Source organism: Methanolapillus millepedarum (assembly GCF_032594115.1).
Lineage (GTDB): Archaea > Halobacteriota > Methanosarcinia > Methanosarcinales > Methanosarcinaceae > Methanolapillus > Methanolapillus millepedarum.
Window position 1 is genome coordinate 621,112 of record NZ_CP131060.1, and the last position, 23,690, is coordinate 644,801.

Annotated in this window: 15 protein-coding genes and 2 tRNA genes; 12 read left to right on the forward strand and 5 right to left on the reverse strand. The window is 43.8% G+C overall.

What is annotated here, in order from left to right; all coding sequences use genetic code 11:
* Window positions 1-339: 339 nt before the first annotated feature.
* The 3 genes from MsAc7_RS03000 to MsAc7_RS03010 all read right to left on the reverse strand — a co-directional run bounded on the left by MsAc7_RS03000 (window position 340) and on the right by MsAc7_RS03010 (window position 3,791).
* Window positions 340-2,379, reverse strand: a complete 2,040-nt coding sequence (locus tag MsAc7_RS03000) for a beta-propeller domain-containing protein (RefSeq protein WP_338103114.1) — start codon at window positions 2,377-2,379, stop codon at window positions 340-342.
* A 363-nt stretch (window positions 2,380-2,742) separates the two neighbouring features.
* Window positions 2,743-2,833: transfer RNA gene (locus MsAc7_RS03005), tRNA-Arg, on the reverse strand.
* A 628-nt stretch (window positions 2,834-3,461) separates the two neighbouring features.
* Window positions 3,462-3,791 (reverse strand): Panacea domain-containing protein, encoded by a 330-nt coding sequence (locus tag MsAc7_RS03010; protein ID WP_338103115.1) that lies wholly within the window; start codon window positions 3,789-3,791, stop codon window positions 3,462-3,464.
* Window positions 3,792-4,036: 245 nt separating this feature from the next.
* Between MsAc7_RS03010 and MsAc7_RS03015 the strand changes: the two genes are divergently transcribed.
* The 7 genes from MsAc7_RS03015 (at window position 4,037) to MsAc7_RS03045 (ending at window position 15,839) form a co-directional block, all read left to right on the forward strand.
* Window positions 4,037-5,002 carry a damage-control phosphatase ARMT1 family protein gene (locus MsAc7_RS03015; protein WP_338103116.1) on the forward strand — a complete coding sequence of 322 codons (966 nt, stop codon included), beginning with the start codon at window positions 4,037-4,039 and terminating at the stop codon, window positions 5,000-5,002.
* Window positions 5,003-5,155: 153 nt separating this feature from the next.
* Complete coding sequence (locus tag MsAc7_RS03020) at window positions 5,156-6,169, forward strand: type II glyceraldehyde-3-phosphate dehydrogenase (RefSeq protein WP_338103117.1); 1,014 nt, start codon at window positions 5,156-5,158, stop codon at window positions 6,167-6,169.
* 36 nt (window positions 6,170-6,205) lie between these two features.
* Complete coding sequence (locus MsAc7_RS03025; RefSeq protein ID WP_338103118.1) at window positions 6,206-7,786, forward strand: replication factor C large subunit; 1,581 nt, start codon at window positions 6,206-6,208, stop codon at window positions 7,784-7,786.
* Between the two features lie 752 nt (window positions 7,787-8,538).
* Complete coding sequence (locus tag MsAc7_RS03030) at window positions 8,539-10,323, forward strand: bifunctional fructose-bisphosphatase/inositol-phosphate phosphatase (RefSeq protein WP_338103119.1); 1,785 nt, start codon at window positions 8,539-8,541, stop codon at window positions 10,321-10,323.
* A 322-nt stretch (window positions 10,324-10,645) separates the two neighbouring features.
* The gene (locus tag MsAc7_RS03035) at window positions 10,646-13,189 is read left to right on the forward strand and encodes a hypothetical protein (RefSeq protein ID WP_338103120.1); all 2,544 of its coding nucleotides are present in this window, start codon (window positions 10,646-10,648) and stop codon (window positions 13,187-13,189) included.
* 75 nt (window positions 13,190-13,264) lie between these two features.
* Complete coding sequence (locus tag MsAc7_RS03040) at window positions 13,265-14,485, forward strand: hypothetical protein (RefSeq protein ID WP_338103121.1); 1,221 nt, start codon at window positions 13,265-13,267, stop codon at window positions 14,483-14,485.
* Between the two features lie 229 nt (window positions 14,486-14,714).
* Window positions 14,715-15,839 (forward strand): metallophosphoesterase family protein, encoded by a 1,125-nt coding sequence (locus MsAc7_RS03045; protein WP_338103122.1) that lies wholly within the window; start codon window positions 14,715-14,717, stop codon window positions 15,837-15,839.
* A 701-nt stretch (window positions 15,840-16,540) separates the two neighbouring features.
* On the opposite strand, the gene MsAc7_RS03050 is transcribed toward MsAc7_RS03045, so the two are convergent.
* Window positions 16,541-16,626 (reverse strand) — tRNA-Ser (locus tag MsAc7_RS03050).
* 312 nt (window positions 16,627-16,938) lie between these two features.
* On the opposite strand from MsAc7_RS03050, the gene MsAc7_RS03055 reads away from it, so the two are divergent.
* The 4 genes from MsAc7_RS03055 (at window position 16,939) to MsAc7_RS03070 (ending at window position 21,449) form a co-directional block, all read left to right on the forward strand.
* Entirely contained in the window at window positions 16,939-19,041 is a 2,103-nt protein-coding gene (locus MsAc7_RS03055; RefSeq protein WP_338103456.1) for a minichromosome maintenance protein MCM, read from the forward strand.
* A 146-nt stretch (window positions 19,042-19,187) separates the two neighbouring features.
* Window positions 19,188-19,478: a DUF424 domain-containing protein gene (locus MsAc7_RS03060; RefSeq protein ID WP_338103123.1), complete on the forward strand. Its 291-nt coding sequence runs from the start codon at window positions 19,188-19,190 to the stop codon at window positions 19,476-19,478.
* A gap of 274 nt (window positions 19,479-19,752) precedes the next feature.
* Window positions 19,753-20,337: a hypothetical protein gene (locus MsAc7_RS03065; protein ID WP_338103124.1), complete on the forward strand. Its 585-nt coding sequence runs from the start codon at window positions 19,753-19,755 to the stop codon at window positions 20,335-20,337.
* A 14-nt stretch (window positions 20,338-20,351) separates the two neighbouring features.
* Entirely contained in the window at window positions 20,352-21,449 is a 1,098-nt protein-coding gene (locus tag MsAc7_RS03070) for a coiled-coil protein (RefSeq protein WP_338103125.1), read from the forward strand.
* Between the two features lie 643 nt (window positions 21,450-22,092).
* Here MsAc7_RS03070 and MsAc7_RS03075 read toward each other — a convergent pair.
* Complete coding sequence (locus MsAc7_RS03075; protein ID WP_338103126.1) at window positions 22,093-22,728, reverse strand: DUF367 family protein; 636 nt, start codon at window positions 22,726-22,728, stop codon at window positions 22,093-22,095.
* Window positions 22,729-22,889: 161 nt separating this feature from the next.
* Here MsAc7_RS03075 and MsAc7_RS03080 point away from each other — a divergent pair, with 161 nt between their 5' ends.
* The gene (locus MsAc7_RS03080; RefSeq protein ID WP_338103127.1) at window positions 22,890-23,678 is read left to right on the forward strand and encodes a thymidylate synthase; all 789 of its coding nucleotides are present in this window, start codon (window positions 22,890-22,892) and stop codon (window positions 23,676-23,678) included.
* Window positions 23,679-23,690: the final 12 nt, after the last annotated feature.

A 23,690-nucleotide genomic window follows, 5' to 3' on the forward strand; every position in this document is an offset into this window, starting at 1 on the left:
TGAATTTTAAAAAAATCAAGGACGAATCAAAAAATCCACTTAAAAAAATCACAATTTTTAAAAAAATAGAGGATTTTAAAATATCTTTGATTCTCTATTGGGTTGTTCAAGCAGCAAAGACGTATATAATAATATTCGTAATTGGGAAGTATATTTTGAGAATGAAAACATAAAAATATATGATTAATACGTTTAATAAAAATAAAATTATACAATAATAAAAATTAGAATATGTATTGCACAAATCGCAAGCGATTACCCTTTAAAAACTTAAATTAAAAATAAAAACACCGCCTGACTCGGCGGTGTTCAATTCCGAGTGAGTTTTTGGCGAGTTGCTCAATCAACCGGAATCGGATACGGTGTCGGATATGGCGGATAAGGTCCGCCGGACGGGTAGGTCGGCTGCGGGATTGAAATCACTTTCAAAAGGTCCCACGTGTTCTGATCCAAAATGTGCACTTCCTTGTTTGAGAACGTATACAGGTAGTTGTTGATGTAAATGGACCGGACGACCGTGGCTTCTTTATGGACATCGTCTTTTTTCATGGAAATGGTGTTGTTCTTAATTTCCATGATGTAAGCATGCTCATACGTCGGAAGCACCATCACACTGTAATCAGGATCCCACAAGAACGCGTGGTGGTCGTAAAGGGCGGCTGACCCGTACGTATTCGTAAATACATAACCGGAAAGTTCCATCGGAGCGCTCACATTTGTGACATCAAAGAGAGACAGTTTCATCTGACCGTTATCCGTGTAGCCGAGTCCCAAAATCAACGTATCGTTCAGCGGCTGAAGATAAGTCGAATATCCCGGAAGCTTGAGTTCACCGAGAACAGCCGGCTTTGTCGGGTTACTCACATCCACCACAAAGAACGGATCGACTTGCTTGTAGGTGACCATGTAAAGACGGTCGTCCACAAACCGGGCGCTGTAAATCCGCTCTCCCGGGGCCAAACCGCTGAGGTTTCCGATTGTGTTCATTTTATCATTTAAAACATAAACACCGCTGGAACGGTCATCCGAAAGCCGCCAGTAGTTACCGACGGTTGTCGCCACCCGAAGGTTGCCTTCAAATTCGTCCATCGAAAACGGATCGTTAATCAGACCCGGAACGGTGCCGGTCGTCACGTCAAAGTTCGTCAAATTGATTTTTGAAATCAAAGTTGTTTCACTGTTTTTGATGGCGTCGGCCAAGTAAGCCGAATAGGCTTTGTCGTAGCTGTTGTAAAGATTATTCCGGTCTTCGGACGACAACGTGTTCATGTAATCATAAATCGTTTCCGTGACGGCCTGATATTTGATATTCTCGCTCAAATCCGAGTTTGTGATAATACGGTTAATTTTATCCATCACGTTTTTCGGGAAATATTCGGAACCATGCTCTTCAATGAATTTCATGGAAATGGCCGTCTCATCCGGATAATAGTAGTTGGTCAAATACATGTTGTCCAAAGAGGCATAAACAACCGTGGAATATTGTGAGCCGACCAAAGCCATTGTCTTGTCGAAGTTCCCGCTGCTCACATTAATTTCCGAAACGAAAAATGTTGTATCGGTTACCGGACGGGAAATGGCCGGTCCGACCGGACGGTAGTAATCCCGGTACGAAAGCTCAGTTCCCATGTAGGCAACCGGATAGACCGTGCTGTAATTTTGGGCGACAAGGTAAAGTTTTCCGTCAACCATGCGGGAATCCACGTAATTGCCTTCCAAATCTTTATACCAAATCAATTGCGGGTTGGCCGGGTCCGAAACGTTGTAAGCGGAAATATCCGTAAAGTCAACCGCCACCAATGTTGTGTTGTTGTTGGTCAGATAAAGTTCACCGGTTCTTCCGATGTTGGAAAGAAGAGCCGATGTTTCCGGCGGCAAAGCGTCAATCGCAAAGGTGGACGGATGCGTATCATACGTGTAATACATGCCGCCGTATGAATTATTGACGGAAGTCAGGTTGTAAACATAATAGTTTTGAGGCGTGTAATAAATTGTGTTGCCATCCGTTTTAACAAGATCAGCTTCATCGACGCCGGCGACCTGAACATTCGTTTCCGAGACCCGGTCCGGCGTTGAAGGCGATTGGGGTGTTGTTGAAGATTCGGAAGGATCCGGAGCCGGCATTGGAGATGGTGTTGGAGATGTGTTGTCTGCCGGCGGCATTGGCGGCGATATGGAATCGCCCGCGAGCGATATTCCGGCACGGCTTGAATAATCCGGCTGATAGACGGTTTCAAAATAGGCTTGCATTTCCTGTTCCGAACCAAACGGCAACATCATCATCGTTTCATTGGATTGCGGTGTACTTGAGAGGCAGCCGCTCCCGAGAAGGCCGGCTGCCAGAATCAAGCCGCAAATAAATATGTTTATGGATTTCATATCGTCAGCTCTCGAATCTGTAACAAGTTTATTTATTCGGATGACTTGAAATATCCCGAACAAATCGTTTTTCATTTTATATATCGGTTCATAATATATAAATTTTAAAATTAATATATTATATGAAGAACAAAAAGTATTGAGAACGACAAACAAAAACCGGAACGTATTCGATGAAAATAACAAAACAAAATAACAAAACAAAATAACAAAACAAAATAACAAAACAAAATAACAAAACAAATAACAAAACAAAATAACAAAACAAATAACAAACAAAATAACAAAACAAATAACAAAACAAAAAAATAAAACAAAAAACAAAAAAATAAAACGAAATTGACTTAAAAGCAGTGAATGAAGCGGGCCTATTGCGATTCGAACGCAAGTCGACGGATGTCTTCACAATTTTTTGTTTCGAAGTCCGTCAGGATATCCGCTACCCTATAGGCCCAAAATGGTTTTTGGAATAGGAAAAGATATTATATTAATCTTTTCCGTCTTCATGCGTGGGGTCAAGGGCAATCCCATTGAATGTGTTATTTTCTTTAAAACCATGAAGTCGAAATCTTTTGTCAACATAAACGTGTTTGATTTGAACGGACGGGTCTTTGCGAAACTTCAGGTTACTGTTTTGATTTTCAAAACGGGTCAGAAATTCGTCTCGTCGGCAATGATGCGCACGATGTAAAAAATGGCTCAATTTTAAGAGATTGAATATCCATTTCACAAAAACAATGATGCGCTTTTTTGTTCGTACAATTTCCGAGGTGCTCAAAGTTGAAGTTCATAAATAATTCAATGGAAAGATCCGTTAGTGAATAATTTTTAAAAGAATTTTTATTTCAAAAATACCATTCATCGCTTTTGATGGAACGGTTGGGTTGAATATTTTAATCTTTTTGCTTTTAGTCATTTTGAGCCTCTTCATACACTTTTCTATAATATGATTTCATGTCATCCGTTGAAATGACGTTTTCAGACAACTCATATTCTTCAAGGCCTTTGCGCGCGTTGATCCAAGGATCTTCTTCATGTGTTAGAAATTCTAAATCATATCCGGAAAGCTCTTTATAAGTATCCTATACCCGTTCAAAAACCTCTTCGGATTCTTGGAAGTTTTTCTTTTCAAAAAGTTGAGGAATCGGCGTCCAAACGTAATTTTTATATTTCGCATATATAATCGGGTTGACCGGTCCGTGGACCCAAGCTTGAAATTCATCCCTTTTGCACAAGGGTGTGTCCAATAAAGCATAATGCCAAGCCACTGCGTAATAACATAATTTTTGAAGTCTTTTGTGCTGTATCGGACATTTGTTTAAAAACCAATCCGCAACATCCAAAATATCAAATTGAAAATTTCCGCTCTCCGATGGCATCTTTCCACTCGCCAATTGTATATTTTCACTCATATTGACCTCTTTTCATATTATTTTTCTTTAAAAAAACTCATCCAATGAAGTAATACATGCCTGATTCCAAAAGTATTTATCACTTTTTATATTGTTTTGAATCCTATAGTTTTCCAAATTATATTATTCCGACAATACATAATCATATGAACAGAAATCATTTAATAATCCCTTCTCTTTTTCATTTCATTCACTTTTGATTTTAGATTTTTTATCGTTTCTTTTTATGTCACTTGAGGAATTTCATGAAAATAAGTCCGCGTTGCCCGTACTGTCTTTTATCCCGCGTTCATTACCAATGCAATCTGTCAACCGATGATCCTGGTCTGGTCGAAAAGGTCATGAAAGAATGCTTGAGTGTCATGAGCCGGGAATATCGGGGCGGACGAACATCAACAGATGTGGCAACCGCTGTTCACCGGAAATGCTACGAAGTTCTGAACGACAGCGACCCGTACCGGAACATCAAAAAAATCAACAACGAAACAGCACTTGAAATTTTGCCGTCGGTTTTGAAATTGATTTACGGAACCGCTCCTTCCGGAGAAGCTTACACTCTTGAAAATAGTCCGTACCCGCTTGAAACCATTTTTAAAAATGCCGTTTTGGCGGCGGTAATCGGCAATTATTTTGATTTCGGCGTGATGGGACATGACGCTTCAGATGACGATTTCAAAAAAGAATTTGAAAACCATTTCAAGAAAGGCCTGGCGACTGACGATACGGAGGATATGTTGAAACGGCTTCCCAATGTGGTTTATTTGATTGATAATTGCGGAGAGATTGTTTTTGACCGTGAAGTCTTGAGAATCATTCAAAAAATCCAAAAAAATATGAATGCTGCCGGCCAAAAAACAAAGTTGATTCTTGTGGTCCGTGGAAAACCGATTTTGACGGACGTTACGCTTAAAGAAGCGGAAGAATTGGAGTTGGAAGACTTTGCCGATGAAATCATGACGACCGGAACAGATACGGTCGGGATTTCCATCCGGGAAGCACCGAAAAATACGGTTGCCGCCATGAAAGAAGCATCGTTGATAATCAGTAAGGGGATGGCCAATTATGAAAGTTTATCCGATGAGAATTTGGGTCCGATTGCCTTTTTACTTCGAACGAAATGTGAAGCGGTTGCGGAATCTCTGGGACTTGCGATGGGCATGTCGGTTGCAAAAATGGTCAACGGGATAAATTCAGACATTAAATCATCATAATATTTAAAATACTTTCAATAGAAAGCAGAAACAGGGGGAAATTTCAAATAATTTTCTCGTTTTCTGACAGACAATTTATAATCTTTCTGATTTATACTCATTTTAATCATTTTTAGTTTTATAGCGGAATAATCAAGTTCGAGAGGAAATGAAATGGCAAAAGTTAAAGTCGCAGTCAACGGATACGGAACCATCGGAAAACGCGTCGCAGACGCCGTCGCTTTACAAGACGATATGGAAGTCATCGGCATTTCCAAAACCAAACCGAATTTTGAAGCGCAGGTGGCTGCTTTAAAAGGATATGACATTTATGTTCCGGAAACAAGCAAGGAAGCTTTCGCAAAAGCGGGTCTTAAAGTGGCCGGAACCATTGAGGAAATGATTGAAAAAGCGGATATTGTTGTGGATTGTACGCCCGGAAAAATCGGCGTCACCAATAAGGCGCTTTACGAAAAAGCGGGCGTCAAAGCCATCTGGCAAGGCGGCGAAAGTAAAGACGTTTGTCCGATTTCTTTTAACGCGGAAGCCAACTATGACCAAGCCTACGGCGCTGATTTTGTTCGCGTCGTTTCTTGTAACACAACCGGTCTTTGCCGTGCGATTTTTCCGCTTGATCAAAAATACGGCGTCGAAAAAGTCCGCGTCACGATTGTCCGGCGCGCGGGAGACCCGGGAGACATCAAAACCGGTCCGATCGACGCCTTGGTTTTGGATCCGGTCAAATTGCCGTCCCACCACGGCCCGGATGTGAAAACCATTATGCCGCATATTAACATCACGTCTGCCGCTATTAAAGCGCCGACGACTTTTATGCATTTGCACGTTCTCAACATCAAACTTAAAAAAGACTGCACGGCGGACGATGTTAAAAAGTTGTTCCAATCCCGTCCGAGGATAAAATTGATTGACGGCGGCATCTCCTCAACAGCCGAAATCATTGAATTTGGTCGCGATTTGGGACGAAGCCGAAATGACATGTGGGAAAGCTGCGTCTTTAAGGATTCGGTTTCAATCGACGATGGCGAACTTTATTTCTTCCAGGCGATTCACCAGGAATCGGACGTGGTTCCTGAAAATGTCGACGCGATTCGCTCTATGATGAAGCTGGAAATGGATAATTTGAAATCCATCGAAAAGACAAACAAAGCGATGGGAATCGGTTTATAAATTGTTTGATTTCATTTTTCTATATCTTTGATAATCATGGATCAGCCGGACCAATTTTCCGATTGGGCGGAAAAATACCGCCCAAAAACGTTTAAAGAAATCATCGGCAACAAAAAAGCCCTTCACGAGCTTCGCTTGTGGGCGGACGAGTGGGCCGCAAAAATGCCGGAAAAACGCGCTGTTATCTTATACGGACCTGCCGGCGTCGGGAAGACAACATCCGCTCATGCGCTGGCGCGTGAAATGGGTTGGGAAATGATTGAACTCAACGCCGGAGATCAGCGGACGGCGGAAGTGATTGACAAGGTGGCCGGTTCCGCCTCCCGGATGAAAACGCTTTTTTCGCACGAAAAAAAGGAGAGCGACGACAAAGGGTCGAGCAAACGTCTCATTGTTCTTGACGAAGCGGACAATCTTCACGGGACATATGACAAAGGCGGCAGCAAAGCGATTTCCGACGTCATTGCCAAAACGACGCATCCGATTATTTTGATTGCGAACGACGTTTACGGGATAACGCAAACGATTCGTTCCCAGTGTCTTGAAATCTCTTTTTCAAGTATTCAAAGCCGTTCCATCGTTCCGGCGCTGAAACGTGCGTGCGACACGGAGGGAATTGCTTGCGGCGAAGACGCTCTTTTGAAACTTGCGGAAAACGCGGGCGGGGACCTTCGAAGCGCCATGAACGATTTGCAGGCTTGCGCGTCAGGGAAATCCGAATTAAAGGCGGAAGACATTGTCATTTCCGGCCGCGATGTCAAAGAAACGATTTTTAAAGCTTTGGTGAAGGTTTTCAAAGGAAAAAACAGAAGAGAGGCTTTAGACGCCGTCGGAACGCTGGATGAGACGCCGGAGGATTTGATCATGTGGATTGATGAAAACCTGCCGCTTCAGTTTCCGGATGAAAAAAAAGGTCCTGTCTTTGAAAAAGTAAATCCCGACATTTCAAACGGCTACGCTGTTTTGTCGCGCGCCGACCTTTATTTGGGGCGCGTGCGGCTGCGTCAAAATTACCGCCTGTGGCGCTATGCCAATTTCATGATGACGGTTGGCCCGATGTCGGTCCGTTCCGGAGAATATTCCGGGTTTATCAAATATTCATCGCCGTCCGGATGGAAGCGGATGGGGCAAGCAAAATCGATGCGGGCGATGCGGGACAACATCGCTGTCAAAATGTCTGTCCGGCACAAGGATTCGATGCGGGTTTCCCGAAACGAATTAATCCCGTATTACATGCGCCTCATGGAAAACGAAGAGTATGCCGTCAACCTTTCCGGGGAATCTGATTTTGATTTAGATGAATTGATTTATTTGCTTCAAGCGAAATCGGCGACGAAAACCGTTCAAAACATTTATGACAAATCTCGTGTGATTGCCGCCAAACATCACAGTGCCGAGCCGGAATTTTTCAAAGAGAAAAGGCCGCGAAAAGAGAAAGAAAAAGAAGATAAAAGTCAGATGACGATTGAAGAAATCGCCGCCGCGGCTGAAAAGAAAAAACAGCAGGAAGCGGAAAAGCAAAAAGCCGAAGCGGACGAGAAGGCAAAAAAAGAAAAAGCGGACCGGACGGAAAAAAGCGAACCGCCAAAGAACCAGAAGAGTTTGTTTGATTTTTGATTTTTTTTCTTTTTTGATTTTTGCGGTGAGCGGCGCCGCGCGCGTTATAGCGGCACGTTTTCATTTGAGTTCAAAAACCGTTCGGTATTTTTATTTGAGTCCCAAAATTCATTCGGCAAGTTTTGTTTTTGAACCAAGAAAACCATCCCGTTTAAACAGACGCGTACCGCGTCTGTTTAAACGGATTTCGATGAAATGGAGTGAGATACAGCGGCGCATGCAACCGGAACAGTTAACAGCAGATGCAATCGGAACAGTTAACAGCAGATGCAATCGGAACAGTTAACAGCAGATGCAACCGGAACAGTTAACAGCAGATGCAACCGGAACAGTTAACAGCAGATGCAACCGGAACAGTTAACAGCAGATGCAATCGGAACAGTTAACAGCAGATGCAATTGAAACAGTTAACGGCAGATGCAATCAGCTGTTAAATGCATCTTCTATCTGTGGTTTTCAGTTTGCGTCTTCTGTTTCCAATTTCAATTCCGGACTGATTTACCAAAATCTGAAATTATCGGAAAAGCCGCAAGTCCGCCATTTTTGCGCGCTCCGCTTGCAAAAATGTCGCTCTTGCATTCATTTCTCGGACTTACTCCGCGGCCGGTTACAATTCCGAATAATCGGATTTTCCCGAATCTGACACATTTATATTTACAAAACAATTATAATCATCAAAACCATCCAATTCATAAATCATAAACAAATATTTTAAAATAATTCCTCCTTCAAAAGTTATTCCGGGTCATTTTATGAGTGAAAAAAAATCCGCTGCCTATTCTTGTTCCGTGCCGAGCTCTGAGCTTCTTTCGCTTTGCCGCACGATTTACAAAGACGTTGTTGTTGCGATTTCGTCTCTTCGAGGAACAATCGATGCCGGAGATTTCATGTTTGTCGGCGATGACGGAACAGATACCAAACGGATTGACTTGGTCGCGGAAGACACGGTCGTTGAGCGTTTGAAATCATACGGCAAATCCATGATCATTATCAGCGAGGAGTGCGGGCGAATCGTGATTGGAAACAGCCCTGAATTTGCGGTCATCGTCGATCCGCTTGACGGAACCACAAACGCCATCCAAAACATTCCCTTTTACAGCCTTTCAATCGCGTTTTCAAGTCCGAATCTCAAAGACATTTTTTTCGGTTACGTCGCGAATTTGGCGAACGGCGACGAATTTTACGCCGAAACCGGAAAAGGCGCCTTTATGAACAACCAAAAAATTGTATCGTCAACGGCGTCCTCCATCCGGGAACTGACCATCAGCGCTTACGGATACCGTCAAAACACCGACCGCACATCTAAAATCTGTTCGCGCGTTCAAAAACTTCGGGTACTCGGAAGTGTGGCGCTTGAGCTGTGTTACGTCGCCGCCGGGAAAATTGACGCGTTCATTGACGTCCGAATGGCGCTTCGGCTGGTGGACATCGCCGCCGGACAGCTGATTGTCCGGGAAGCGGGCGGGATTGTGACCGACGGCATCGGAAAACCGCTTTCAATTCCCGACAACCACATCAAACCGCTGAATCTGGTGGCCTCAAACGGCATCATTCATCAGGAAATTCTCAACCTGATCACCTATCCGGAAATTTCGTGCCGCGGCGACCGTTATTATTACAAGGGCGACGTGAAAAAAATCGCGATCGTTTCCCGTTGCGACAGTTCGGCGGCGCTTGAAATGGTGCATCATATCATCGGCACATTTTCGGATCAGGTGGACGTTTACTTGTCATCATCGCCGGCCCGGCTTCTCGGAATGGAAGAACGCGGCGTGACGGTTGCTCAAATGGAAGAGCTTGGCGTCGATTTTGTGATTTCGATCGGCGGCGACGGAACCATCCTTCGGAACATGTCCAAAATGAAGGATCCGATTCCGATGCTTGGCATCAACATGGGCAATCTCGGATTTTTGGCGGACGTTGAGCCGGAAGACGCGATTACCGCCATTGAGCGCGCCATTTCCGGGTTTATGTATGACGAGCGTCCCCGCCTTGAAATTTCCCTCAACGGCAAATTTTTGGGAACGGCCATTAACGAAGTGGTGGCAACATCCGCTTATCCCGCTAAAATGATGACTTATGAAGTTTTGGTCAACGGAAAATTTTTAAACGAAATCCGTGCCGATGGAATTGTTTTTGCGACGCCGACCGGATCGACCGCCTATGCGATGAGCGCCGGCGGACCGATTGTTTCGCCGGATGTCGATGCGATTTTGATCGTCCCGATCGCGCCGTTTAAATTATCGTCCCGCCCGTGGATTATTCCGTTTGACAGCGAAATCACGCTCCGCTTAAAAGTTCCGAAAGAAATCGTGATCGTGACAGACGGAAAAGTGGTCGAAAAGTCGGATGAAATTTATGAAAAAATTGAACGGGCAGCGGAGGCCGGTGAAAGAAGCGGCGTTCATGAAGATGAACACCATTTGAAAGTGACCGAACACGATACAATCACGATCAAACGTGCCCGATATCCGGGGCGGTTCGTGAAGTTTTCGGAAGCCAGCTTTTACGATGCGGTGCGGCAGAAACTGGGATAAAACTGCCGTAAATTTTATTTTATTTTATTTTTTTATTTCACTCTTTAAAGTTTTACAGCGCCTTGATTTTTTATATTTTTTAAAACAGTTGTAAAGTCTTTATCTATCTTTATCTCATTCTATTTAAGAATTTATAATAAGTCCTTACCAAAGATTTTATTATAAATTTTTCGCAATCTATCGTATTCTTTTTATCTAAATATCATTCCAATAGGTTTTTATAGTTAAATTGTCAAATTATTCTTAAAAAATGATATTATATTTATAATCTATTTTTATATCACTGATTTGATAGTTTATACTCTATCTGTAATGGGTTGACATGATGCAAAAAAATACAAAAAACATTCTTTGGGTTGGTCTTGCCGTTTTGGCATTACTCATTCTTTCCCTCTCGGTTTATACGGTTGGAAATGATTATTTCAATAAATCTCCGGTTGAACCGGCCGGAAACGGTTCCGTTCAGCCGCCGGGCGGCTCCACGCCAAGTTCTCCGTCAGGTTCACCATCGAATTCCTCGCCTAATTCTTCCGGCGAAGGATTTGAACCCGGAAACTCCGGACCGGGAACAATTATTGCGGGACCGGGCGGTTCCGGAACGGTTGCCGCCATGATTTCTGTTTCAGGCAGTTACGCTCCGGCGGATTGGTCCTCCGAAAAGACAGTGACCGTTGTCACAAAGACCACAAAAATCCCGATTCAATATACGCGCTGGGCAATGGGCGAATTTACCAACGAAACTTTTCCGACGGACTCTTCTCTTTATTCCGATTACACAGTACCGTTTAATGTCAGCGACGACGGAAAAATAACGTTCTACGTTGAAGACGAACGCGGAAGCAAAAACACATCTGTTCTAACGATTGAAAATATAGACAATACAACCCCTGTCATTGATTCGGTTTCCTTAAATCCGGCAGCCGACATACGGGGGCAATCGGTTGAAATTTCAATGACAGTCACCGATTCACAGAGCGGTGTTGCGTCTGTCAAATACGCGAAAGGAGAATTTACCACAGGCGATTTTCCGAGCGACGGGACTGAAACCGAAATCATTATTGATGCAGATGGAAACGGAAACTTTTCCGTGACCGAAAATGAAAATTACACGATTTGCGCCGTTGACAATGCCGGCAACGCAGTTGTTTTTGTTCAAAATATTGCCCACGTGGATACAACGGCACCGGTATTTGGCTCAGCGGTGCTGGATCCGGCAACCAATTGGAATCCGATGGTGAATATTTCGGTAACGGTGTCGGACAGCGAAAGCGGCGTTTCCATCGTTCAATACGCAAAAGGCAGATTTACAGCCGACAATTTCACGGCGGACAGTACGCCGAACACAATTACCCTTGACGGAAATAACGCGAACTTCACCGTTTCCGCAAACGGCCGGTATACAATTTACGCGGAAGACGGCGCCGGCAACAAAGCAGTGACGGTTGTTCAAGTGTCCAATGTGGATAAGAAAAAACCGGTGTTTGAATCGGTGGCATTGAATCCGGCCTCTGATTGGAATCAAACGATTGACATTTCCGTTTCCGTGACGGATGACCAAAGCGACGTTTCCGCAATCATGTATGCGAAAGGAAAATTCAGCGTTTCCGATTTCCCCGTATCCACAGCAACCGACATTACCACAACGTCGGAGTTCACCGTTTTCGCAAACGGCCGATATACAATTTACGCGGAAGACGGCGCCGGCAACAAAGCGGTGAAAGTGGTTCAAGTTTTAAAGATTGATGTGAAACCTCCAAAATTCGACTCTGTTTCATTGGATCCGGCCACAGGAACTTGGAACCAAACCGTTAACGTTTCGGTATCTGTTTCAGACACACAGAGCGGTGTTGCTCTTGTTAAATATGAAAAAGGAAGGTATGACGTTTTGACTTTCCCGAACGGGGCAACCGACATTACAGCCGACAAGGAATTCATGGCGTCTGAAAACGGAAAGTACACAATTTATATGGAAGACAGTGTGGGCAACAAGGCCGTCAAAATTGTTTCCGTGACAAATGTGGATACAACGGCGCCGGCGGTTTCCGGAATCTTTGAAGATATAGAAAGCACGCCGAACAAGGTTTTATTTAAAGCGATGGACAGTCAAAGCGGCATTTTGGCCGTCAAATATTTGGCCGGAAATCATGTCGTTGATGATTTTGCCGGAACCGGCGGAACTGTTTTGACCGAGTCCGATGGTAATTATTCCTTTGACGTTGAATCCGGAACAAATATTTACACCGTTTACACGATTGACAATATCGGAAATGAGAGAATCAAAAGAATCAACATTTTGAATATTGATACGGAGCCGCCGGTAATTTCCGATGTTTCTGTTTCCAACGCAAGCGTCTGGGAAATTGAAAAAACGGTGACATTTAACGCGACAGACGATGATGAAATTGCTGTTGTCCAATATGTCAAAGGCGATTTTGACAAAAATACATTTGATTTCCCGAATGCGACGACATTAATCGCGGACAGCGGAGATGAATATTCGTTTGACGTCACTGAAAACGGAAATTATACGATTTACGCACAGGACGCAACCGGAAACAAAGCCGTGCATGTTGTCGAAGTGGCGAAAATTGATGCCGTCAATCCGACAATCGGTTTTTCAAACACGACGGTGCCCGGATATTCCGAAACGTTAACGCTTACAATTTCGGATTCGGAAAGCGGCATTAATTCTTCCGCTTCTCTGTGGGTCAAAGGAACTTGCACGCAAGAAGACTTTGAAGATGCCGGCAGCGACGCCGAAACTTTGACATCGACAACGTTGACGTTTTACAGAAACGGTGTTTACAGTTTCTACGTCAAAGATAATGCCGGACGCGTGACCGTTGAGACATATCAAGTTCAATAGATTAACACCGGACTTAACTCCGGCTCTCCGCTTCTGATTAAAACGCAAGCGGACATTGCCCGAATCAGCGAAGACATGGAAGAAGGCAACAACGCGCTTTATTACAAGATGCAAAACAATATTACTTTCACAGATGCCGCCAATTGGATACCGGTCGGCGCTGAAAATCAAGTGTTTGCCGGAACTTTTGACGGAAACAACTCCACAATCAGCGAGCTTGTTTCAATCGCAGATGCGGACGACAACAACATTGTCAAATGTCAGAGTTTGTTCGGTCCGACCACCGGCGGAACGTTCAAAGATTTGACGTTGTCTTATGTCGGTCTTGCCAACAATTATTACGGAAACGCCTTTACGACAACGCCGCAAACTGCGTCTTTGGACTACTGTAAAGTGAACAGCGTGTGGGTGTTTTCGCCGGATAAAATGGCGAATGTGATTGCGGAGATTGAAACGCAGGCGAGGGCGTTTAACGCAAGCAGCAATAATAATACGGTAGCAATGAACACTCTTGGGTACATGCGCCATATTCGTTATAACGGCGGAAACTGGGATGTTATGATTGAAAAGCCCGATGCTTCCTTTACAAATTGGATGAATAATAGTCAATTGCCGGAAGTTCAGAAGATTCATACGGTATTCAAAAGCGGCGTTGATATCTATGTCACCGATACATACACAAAAGACAGCATTATTGATTTCATACATTTTGTTGCCCCGTTGAATTCTATTGTTTCCCAAAAAGTTCCTTCAAAACTTGTTTGGATTTTTAATGTTTCGGTTTACTCAACTCATGAACAAGACGATCTTTTGGGATGGGCCGGAGATTTGCAAAGCTACTATTCAACAACAGCAGCCGGTGTACAAGATGGAATTGGGAAGAGAAATTTTGGTGTCTTCTCTCAAGAAGATATGTATGCTGATATGGATGCCGTCAATGTCGGTACTTTGATGATGACAAATAACGGTAAAAGCGTCAGTAAAAATATCTCTGTTGCTTATCAGGAATACTATTACGGGTCTTCAATCTCGGAGCAAAAAAGATTCCAACTCTTTATTGATAATATTGATCAACGGACATATGCCACGGTACAAGTAAAAGTTGACAGTGAAAAAATATATCCGCTAACTTCAGCAATTGAGACATACACGACGAATGCAGTTGTCGCAGGTACTGCCAAATGGCAGCTTTATCCGGCCGGAATTACGGACCCAAACCTCTCAAAACTCAGAAAAGAATTCGGTTATTACGTCTACACGCATGCCGGACGATCTGTTCCGGCAGCCTACCTCTAAAAACAAAAATTTGAGAAAGAATTATTCTTTCTCTTTTATTTTTTTCAAAAACGTATTTCTTATTTCAATTTACTTCAGTTGAGTAAATTCTTACATTTTCATCTGAAATCTTATATAAAATAACGAAATAGAGCGTATGTCATTTTAACTTTATTTTCTCATTTTCATGCGCCTTTATTCATTTTAATTTTTTAAACTCAAATCCAAAAAACGAAAATAGGTGTTTCCTTTGGCAAACGACAAAGAAAAAGATCAACTGCGGGCAAATCTGGCGGCGGTTACGCCGGTTTTGGAACAGGAAGGGGCGGTCTTGTCTCTCAACCCGAAAAAAACGTTGATCGCGACCGACATTCACGGAAATTCGGATATTTTGGATTTCTTTTTGAAATTCGGACAGGAAAAGGACGTTGACTCGTGGGTGTTTCTCGGCGACTACATCGACAAAGGTCCCGATTCAATCGGCGTCTTAAACCGGCTTTTTGAACTGAAATTGTCAAACCCATTGAATGTTGTTTTGCTTCGCGGAAATCATGAAACAACAGACGTGAACACGTACGGGGAATTTAAAACATCGGTTTCAAGCGAGCCGGATCTTTTTATCGCAACGAACACCGCTTTTGAAAATATGCCGGTGGCGGTTGTTTTGTTCGGAAAAATCTTTTGCGTTCACGGCGGGCTTTCCGAAAACGAATCTCTGAGCGCGATTTCCAAAACCGATTCGTTTGCCTATTTGTGGAACGACCCGTTTGATTCGAAAGGTTTTACGCCGTCCCCGCGCGGGAGTCGGGTCAAGCGGTTCGGCCCGGATGTCGTCAAATCTTTTTTGAAAAAAAACGGGCTTCAACTCATTATTCGAGGACATATTACGCTGGAGACCGGTGTTAAATTTTGGTTTGACAAAACGCTTGTGTCGCTTTATTCCTCGCTTCCGTACAGCAGCCCGGATGTCAAAGCGGCGGTTTGTATTGCCGATTCGGATGCGGCGGAATTCTTTTTTTACAGAAAGGACAAAAAGAAGAACGATTACGTTTGGGAAAACAAACCGGTCAAAGTTTTACTTCGGCCGTCACCGTTAAAAGAGTCGGACGCCGGAAACATTTGTGTTTGCGGCGATGTTGAGTTTAAAAACAATGGCAACGGCAAAAGTTCCGGCACCGAAAATGGGAACGGCAGCAGCAGCAGCAATGACAGTAGCAGTCTCAACACCAACGGCAGAAACGGCAGCAACAAAAAAGCCTCTGACAAAAAGAATGTAAGCTTCCCGTCCGTTTCCAAAATGAAATCCAAGTGCAAAAAAATCATGAAAGGAAAACAAAAATCAGACAAGGGCAAATGGAAAAATAAGAAAAAATGAAAAAATAATTCCTTTTTAAAGATTTTAAGCAAACCACCTCAAACTTTTTTTCAATTCAAGCAAACTGCCCCGCAAATTCTACCGCAAAAATTCCTCCGCTTCGCTTCGGAATTTTTCAAAGGGCGGGGGGAGTCTGTTTCCAAAAAGTTCGCTGCGCGAACGGCTCCCTTCGGTCGCTGAAAACTTTGGGAGCTGCCAATTTAGAGCCAAGCAAACCGTCCCGCAAATTCTACCGCAAAAATTCCTCCGCTTCGCTTCGGAATTTTTCAAAGGGCGGGGGGAGTCTGTTTCCAAAAAGTTCGCTGCGCGAACGGCTCCCTTCGGTCGCTGAAAACTTTGAGAACTGTCAATTTAGAGCCAAGCAAACCGCCCCGCAAAATCAAACGCTTTGCGTTTGTATTTTGCGGATTCCATGGGCAATAAGATGGGATGGGAACAGCAGATACAAACTGCAAAATAAAAACAATAGATGCAAACTGCAAAATAGAAACAATAGATGCAATCGGAAAATAGAAACAGCAGATGCAAACTGAAAATAGAAACAGCAGATGCAATCAGAACTGTAACGTATCCCGTATTTATCTTTTAAAACCGCATCCTGATCTTTTAAAAATCAAAAGGAAAATGTGTCGCCATAGCGCGCGCAATCGCGGCGCCCCAAAAAATCTCCGACTCTTCGGCAGGGGTTGTTCAAAAAAGTGTGGCGCCCGATGCAGGATTTGAACTTGCGCTCTTCGATGAAGAAGTGGTTTTCGAGACCACCGCCTTACCACTAGACTAACCGGGCACGATGAAAAATTGAATTTAAACGATGTCAAATTTAAATGAAATCAATGAGTGTTGAATTTAACATTCAACTTGTCCGTTGAAATGCCGTTTTTCATATAAATACTTTTAACTTCCTCTTCCAAAAATCTTCAAAATATTGGATTTTATCACACCCTCATTATTTATATTTATTATATTACCATTTGTATTTTTGAAATAATATCCGTTGAAAAATTAATTAAAAAGCTTTATCAAAGGGTTTGAACTTTCTTCTTTTACATTTTTAATATTCACTTGGATTTTTTGAAAAATTCTTATTTTTGGTGAAATGATGGCTGTTGCGGATGAAAAGTGGCATAAAAAACTCAAAGATTTTTTAAAGCGGTATTACCAAGACGAAGTTTTGGAATTGGCCAACAATTATCCCGATAAGCGCAGCCTGGTTGTGAATTACGATAATCTTGAAATTTATGACCGGGCGATTGCCTCCGATTTAATCGAAGACCCGGAAACCGTTCTTTTGGCGCTTGAAATGGCGCTTAAAGATACTGACTTGCCGCTGGCCAAGGGTTTTGATAATGTTCATGTCCGCGTCGTTAACATTCCAAATCGCGTCCCGATCCGGGAACTTCGAAGCAAACACCTCTCCAAACTCGTCGCTGTCGAAGGCATGGTCCGCCGCGCGACGGAAGTGCGCCCTCGGATTACGAAAGCGGCGTTCAAATGCATGCGCTGCGATACGGTAACTTACGTCGAACAGCCGGGAACGAAGCTTGACGAGCCCTATTCCGGTTGCGAAAATGAGAATTGCGGGAAGCGCGGACCGTTTAAACTGGTTACGGAACAATCCGAATTCATCGACTCTCAAAAAGGACAAATTCAGGAATCCCCGGAAAGCCTCAAAGGCGGATCCAACCCCGAAAGCATTGAAATCAATTTTACCGACGATATGACCGGTCTCGTGTCGCCGGGCGACCGTGTGATTATCAACGGAATCCTCCGGTCTGTCCAGCGCCCGCTTCGGGAAGGTAAGTCTACCTATTACGATTTAGTTTTGGAAGCGAACTCCATCGAGCGCCTCGACAAAGAATTTGACGAACTCGACATCAGCGCCGAAGAAGAAGACCAAATTATCAAACTCAGCAAAGATCCGCAAGTTTACGAAAGAATCGTGAGCTCGATTGCGCCCACCATTTACGGAAACGATCACGTCAAAAGAGCGCTCATGTACCAACTTTTCTCAGGCGTCGTCAAAATGTTTCCGGACGGGTCGCGCGTTCGCGGCGACATTCACATCATTCTGGTCGGCGACCCCGGCGTCGCGAAAAGTCAGCTTCTCCGATACATCATCCGTCTCTCTCCCCGAGGCGTTTTCACATCCGGAAAGAGCGCTTCCGCAAGCGGTCTTACCGCGGCGGCGGTTCGGGATGAACTCGGCGACGGCCGTTGGACAATTGAAGGCGGCGCGCTTGTGATGGCCGACATGGGAATTGCGGCTGTTGACGAAATGGATAAAATGCGCGATGAAGACAAAAGCGCGCTTCACGAAGCGATGGAACAGCAAACCGTCAGCATCGCCAAGGCCGGTATTATCGCAACGCTCAAATCCCGATGCTCGCTTTTAGGCGCGGCAAACCCCGTCTACGGCCGGTTCAACCGTTTTGAAAGCCTGGCCGATCAAATCGATATGCCGCCCGCTTTGCTGTCCCGTTTCGATTTGATTTTCGTTCTTTTAGATATTCCGGAAAGCCGCCTTGATTCAAAAATCGCCGGGCATATTCTTCAAACACACTATGCGGGAGAATTGATTCAGCAGAAAAACAACATATCGGCGTCTCACATCACGCAAGAAATGATTGATTCGCAGTTGATCACCATCAATCCCGATATCGAACCGGATTTGCTCCGAAAATATGTGGCTTACGCGCGTCGGAATGTGTTTCCGGTGATGGACCCCGACGCTCGGACGCATCTCATTGACTTTTATACCAGCCTTCGAAAACAGGGCGAAGGCAAAAATACGCCGGTTCCGGTAACGGCCCGCCAGCTTGAAGCGTTGGTCCGCTTGGCGGAAGCCAGCGCCCGCGTCCGTCTCAGCAACCGGGTAACGATGGAGGACGCTGTCCGAACAACCGACATCACAATGGAATGTCTTAAAAACGTCGGCATCGACCCGAGCACGGGACAGTTGGACGCCGATATTATCGCATCCGGCATCAGCAAATCCCAGCGGGACAAAATCGGAATCATTCGGGATATTATCCGAACCATTTCCGACCGGACGCCCGGCGGCAAAGCTTCGCGAAAGGAAGTGTTTGCCGAAGCTGAAAAATCAAACATTTCCAAAGATGAGCTGGATGTGTATCTCAATAAAATGCGTCAAAAGGGAGAAATACTGGAGCCGGATGTCGATCATTTGAAGTTGATTCATTAATCATTCAACCACAGGGTCCATCGCAGGTTCAATTACAAGTTCAATTACAAGTTCAATTACAAGTTCAATTACAAGTTCCATCATAGGTTCCATCATAGGTTCCATCATAATTGCCATAAATAACCAAATCATTCTGGGCCGATAAAATGTACGTCAAAACTTACAAAACCGAAAAACACTTCATGGTTGCCGTTTGTGACCGCGAGTTGGTCGGTCAAAAGCTCAAAAACGAAAGCTGTGAAATCAATGTCAACGCTTCGTTCTATCAAGGATCGGAGGCAGATGAAGAAACAGTGATTCCTTTGCTTCTGTCGGCAACAACGGCGAATTTGATTGGAAAAAAGGCGGTGGCTTGCGCCATTGATTGCGGGCTCGTTGATGAGGATTCGTTGATTTACTTTGACGATATTCCGCACGCTCTTTACATTTCAATATAAAAATTACAATATAAAAACAGCATTATGTAATTTTATTTATCATTTATTTATCATTTATTTATCAAATAGTTTATTAACTATTACGTTCTCATTTAGCGAACCGTTTATAAAAATAAATTCACTTGAACTTCATTTTTGAGATAACAAACGATGAAATTTCAATAATACAAGATATAACAAAATACAATTATCTGCTTTCGATTTTCTTTTTTGAAATTTTTGAAATTTTCCGTCTCAATATTGAAAAATTCAATTACCTGAATAGGTGATTATTGTGGAAGTCGACGAAATAAAAATTTTGAATCGAGATGAACTCATCTCCGCAGCTGTTGAAAAGCATGAGCGCTTTATTGCCGAATATCAAGGCGAATATGATGCGCTCACCTCCGGTGCCTCTTCTTTAAACCGGGAAATTGAAGACTTGAAAAGAAGCATTGAAAATGCCGAAGAAAAAGTCGGCGTTTATGACGAAAAGAAACATCACGCCGGACACGAAGCCGACGAAGAACTGAAGAAAATGAATTTAAAGCCGGTGGATGTTGAAAAAATTGAAAACGGTATCAAAGAACTTGTTTCTTCAAAAACGTCAGACACGGCGGAAGAGCGAAAAGCGGTTTACGATGCACTTTGCAGCGACATTAAAAGCTTGGACGGCGATGTCTCCGGTCTTTTGGCAAAAATCGACGTGTCGTTTAAAGCGTATTTGGACGGAAGAGAAGCGGCCGAAAGTTTAACGATTCAAAAATCAGTGTTGGTCCAAAAAGAAAAGGAAGCCGGCGAAAACAAACGAGTCGACTGGCTGAAAAGAAGAGTTGAAAGCCATCAAGAAGCTTTAGCCTATTGGAAAGGAATGAAATAAGAGCGGTGGTCAACATGGAAAATTATCAACAGAATCACGAATCTGAAGCATCCGTTTCCGAAGAAATCGCAATCGAAGAAGTTGAAACGGTTGGATTTACAGAAAAAGACGCGATGGCGGTTCAAGAAGCCCAAGAAGCGGCCGTCTTAAAAGAAGACAAAGAACTTGTGGAGATGCGCCTCAACGAACTGAAAGTTGCGGTTTCGACAATGACGGAAAATGAAGTGAAAAACAAATCCAACCAGCTTCGAAATGTTTTGGACCGGGACGAAAAAGCGTTAAAAACCATTTTCCGGGAACTCAAACTCCATCGGACGGACGGCGACGATTTGAAGAAAAAGCGTGACGAACTCAATGCCAAAGTTCGAGAACTTTCCAAAGTCGCGCAGGAAAGCCGCACCAAAAGAGACGAGGTCAACCGGAAGATTTCCGAACTCAAAGGCGTCCGAACAACCGAAATGTCGGATTCAAAGGCCAAATCCGAAGAAATTAATCAATTAAAAGCCCGCCGCGACGAATGCAACAAAATCTCTCAAAGTACATTTGAAACGCTTTCCAAAGCCTACCGCGCGGAACTTAAAACGTTTTTGGAAAATGACATTAATTTGGAACATGAGAGAAACGTCTTTGAAAAGCTTCAAAATCTTTCAACGCGCCTCGCGGCCGCCAAAGAAGCGAACGAGCTTCACCGCCGCATGCAGGACTTTTATCAATCGAACAAAGGCATGTACCAAAAAAGTGACGAGCTTTCCACTGAAATCAAACAGCTTTCCGAAGAATCTCAAAAATACCACTTGGAAATGATTGAGATGTTCCGCAAAGTGGACGAGCTTCGAAAAGAGGCCGACGGTTACCACAAACGTTTGACCGAACGCTACACGATGATTAAACCGATTTCCGCAAAAATCGACCCGCTCAAGAAATCGATTGCGATCACCCGCCGCGAGCTGGACATTTATTTGGAGCGCGCGAAAGACTTCCAAGCCGAAAAAGATGAAAAGCGCGTCGACAAAATCCACGATTCCGCCAAAGAAAAACTCAAACAAAACGGTCGCTTAAGCCTGGAAGACTTGGGCGCTTTGATTGAGAAAGGCGACATCAAATTCAAATAAATTACCCAAATTCAGCAGCAGAAAGATGATTCTGTTTGAATCATTTTTCTTTTCCTTTTTCTCTTCTTTTTCTCTTTGTTTTGCGGCGGCGTGCGCGCGCGTTATGGCGACACATTTTCCTTTTGATTTTTAAAAGATCAGGATGCGGTTTTAAAAGATAAATACGGGATACGTTACGGTTCTGATTGCATCTGCAGTTTCTATTTTCAGTTTGCATCTGCTGTTCCCATCTCATCTTATTGCCCATGAAATCCGCAAAATACAAACGCAAAGCGTTTGATTTTGCGGGGCGGTTTGCTTGGCTCTAAATTGACAGTTCTCAAAGTTTTCAGCGACCGAAGGGAGCCGTTCGCGAAGCGAACTTTGGCAGTAAACGTTACACTGCCCGTTGAAAAATTCCGAAGCGAAGCGGAGGAATTTTTGCGTTAGAATTTGCGGGATGGTTTGCTTGGTTCGTTTAAATTGCCTTTTCAATTCCATTGCTGAAAAAATTCCGAAGCGGAGCGAAGGAATTTTTGCGTTAGATTTTGCAGGATGGTTTTCTTGCCTTTTTCAAAAAAATGCCTCTCTCTTTTTAAAATCCAAAAGGAAATGTGTCGCTTTAACGCGCACGCTGCCCCATCGCGAACAAAAAGAATCAAACTTATTCGTCCGTGTCAAAATCAATATACTGCTTTTGCGCTTCCACAACTTCCGTGCTGTTTTTCGCTGCGGCGTAATCGTTGAGCGGCTCTTCATTCAGTTCCAAAAAGGAATGTCCCCAGTTGAATTTTGACAAAACCTTTTCAGCCTGCTCTTTTCGTCCCAAAATATAAAGCGCGGCGGCAAACGCTTCGGCGGAATTCAGTCGGAAGGGGCGCCCGAAATTGATGGGATTGGCGGCCAAGAGGTAGGGCAACGCCCGCTGTTGAAGATTCATTTGGTCCAAAACCGGAAACGTCTCTTCGGCATGTTCCCAAGAGCAATCAAGAACAACGATTCCTTTTTTGAAGTTATCCTCTCTGGAAATCGCTTTTTCGGCGCGCGGGTCCATGAGAATCGCGCCTTTGGGCGTTTGCCCGATATTTTCATAGAGGCGGACCAAATCGAATTTCGCCAGCTTTTTGCCGCTGCATTTTTTCGGATCGCATTGGTTGGCGTAATACAAATAAAGACGCACGTCTTTTTGGCCGGGCGGTGCCGTTGGATGAGGAGGATTTCCTGCACCGGATATCGATATTTTGTTTTCAGAAAAAACGGTCTTTCCTTCCGAATTTCCTTCCGAATAAATTTTTTTCATAAAATCACGGATTTCTTTAATTTCAATGAGTTTAAATAATTTCAAAACATAATTTCGGTTTACACTTTAGGATTTTAATTGATAATTTCATAATTAAACTTTACTTTGCCTTTTTGCGGCTTTCTTGGTCCGCGTTTCGGCAAATAATTCAGAGTGATGCTATGATTCCGAAATCGTTGACCTTTGTGAAAACTTATTCCGGCGAAGACATTGATTTTTTGTACAAAAAGATTACCGAAGACATTGTTTTAGACGGAAAAGATATAACGTTCGGGTCGGCGGCAGAACCCAAACGCGCGCGTGAAATCTACGCGACGATCCAGCTTTACGGTAAGGCGATTCCGGAAATTTTGGCCGGGAAAACACCCGAAAACTTCCGGTGGTCGGGCGACAAAATCACGGACTATCAAGACAGTTTTCTGATCTCGTTGGAAGAAGTCGGCATCAAAAAGTTTGACGATACCGATTTTGAATATACGTACATTGAACTGATGCGCAAATTTAAAACAATGGAAGGCGACATCGACCAGATGGTGATTTCCAAAGACAAATTGGCGGAAAATTTAAAAACAAAAATTCAGTCCAACCAAAATGTCGGCGTGATTTACCATCCGATGTACTGGAATTCGCACAATCCGCCTTGTTTTAACTGGTACCAGGTGCGAATGCTTGACGATAATCAGGTGTCTTTGCGGCTGCTTTTCCGGTCCAACGATTACGGCGATGCCGTTTGGGCAAATTTGTGCGGCGTTGCAAAAGCTTTTGACGAACTGGTGATTAAACCGGCCGGCTGCGTTTTGGTAGAAATCATTCTTACCTCGTCGTCCGCGCATATTTACGCAAACGAAGCGGATTTGGCAAAAAAAGTGTCCGGATTTGATTGGGACCGGGATGAAAACGAAAAGAAGTCCGCCGTTTTGAGGTTGCTTGGGCACAAGCCGAAAAAATAATCAAAAAGATAA

Excerpts from the sequence above, each read along its gene's own strand:
- MsAc7_RS03015 (WP_338103116.1), top strand. The coding sequence starts at position 4,037 with ATGAAAATAAGTCCGCGTTGCCCGTACTGTCTTTTATCCCGCGTTCAT.
- MsAc7_RS03070 (WP_338103125.1), top strand. The coding sequence starts at position 20,352 with ATGGAAAATTATCAACAGAATCACGAATCTGAAGCATCCGTTTCCGAA.
- MsAc7_RS03035 (WP_338103120.1), top strand. The coding sequence starts at position 10,646 with ATGATGCAAAAAAATACAAAAAACATTCTTTGGGTTGGTCTTGCCGTT.
- MsAc7_RS03030 (WP_338103119.1), top strand. The coding sequence starts at position 8,539 with ATGAGTGAAAAAAAATCCGCTGCCTATTCTTGTTCCGTGCCGAGCTCT.
- MsAc7_RS03025 (WP_338103118.1), top strand. The coding sequence starts at position 6,206 with ATGGATCAGCCGGACCAATTTTCCGATTGGGCGGAAAAATACCGCCCA.
- MsAc7_RS03020 (WP_338103117.1), top strand. The coding sequence starts at position 5,156 with ATGGCAAAAGTTAAAGTCGCAGTCAACGGATACGGAACCATCGGAAAA.
- MsAc7_RS03040 (WP_338103121.1), top strand. The coding sequence starts at position 13,265 with ATGGAAGAAGGCAACAACGCGCTTTATTACAAGATGCAAAACAATATT.
- MsAc7_RS03060 (WP_338103123.1), top strand. The coding sequence starts at position 19,188 with ATGTACGTCAAAACTTACAAAACCGAAAAACACTTCATGGTTGCCGTT.
- MsAc7_RS03010 (WP_338103115.1), bottom strand. The coding sequence starts at position 3,791 with ATGAGTGAAAATATACAATTGGCGAGTGGAAAGATGCCATCGGAGAGC.
- MsAc7_RS03080 (WP_338103127.1), top strand. The coding sequence starts at position 22,890 with ATGATTCCGAAATCGTTGACCTTTGTGAAAACTTATTCCGGCGAAGAC.
- MsAc7_RS03055 (WP_338103456.1), top strand. The coding sequence starts at position 16,939 with ATGGCTGTTGCGGATGAAAAGTGGCATAAAAAACTCAAAGATTTTTTA.
- MsAc7_RS03075 (WP_338103126.1), bottom strand. The coding sequence starts at position 22,728 with ATGAAAAAAATTTATTCGGAAGGAAATTCGGAAGGAAAGACCGTTTTT.
- MsAc7_RS03000 (WP_338103114.1), bottom strand. The coding sequence starts at position 2,379 with ATGAAATCCATAAACATATTTATTTGCGGCTTGATTCTGGCAGCCGGC.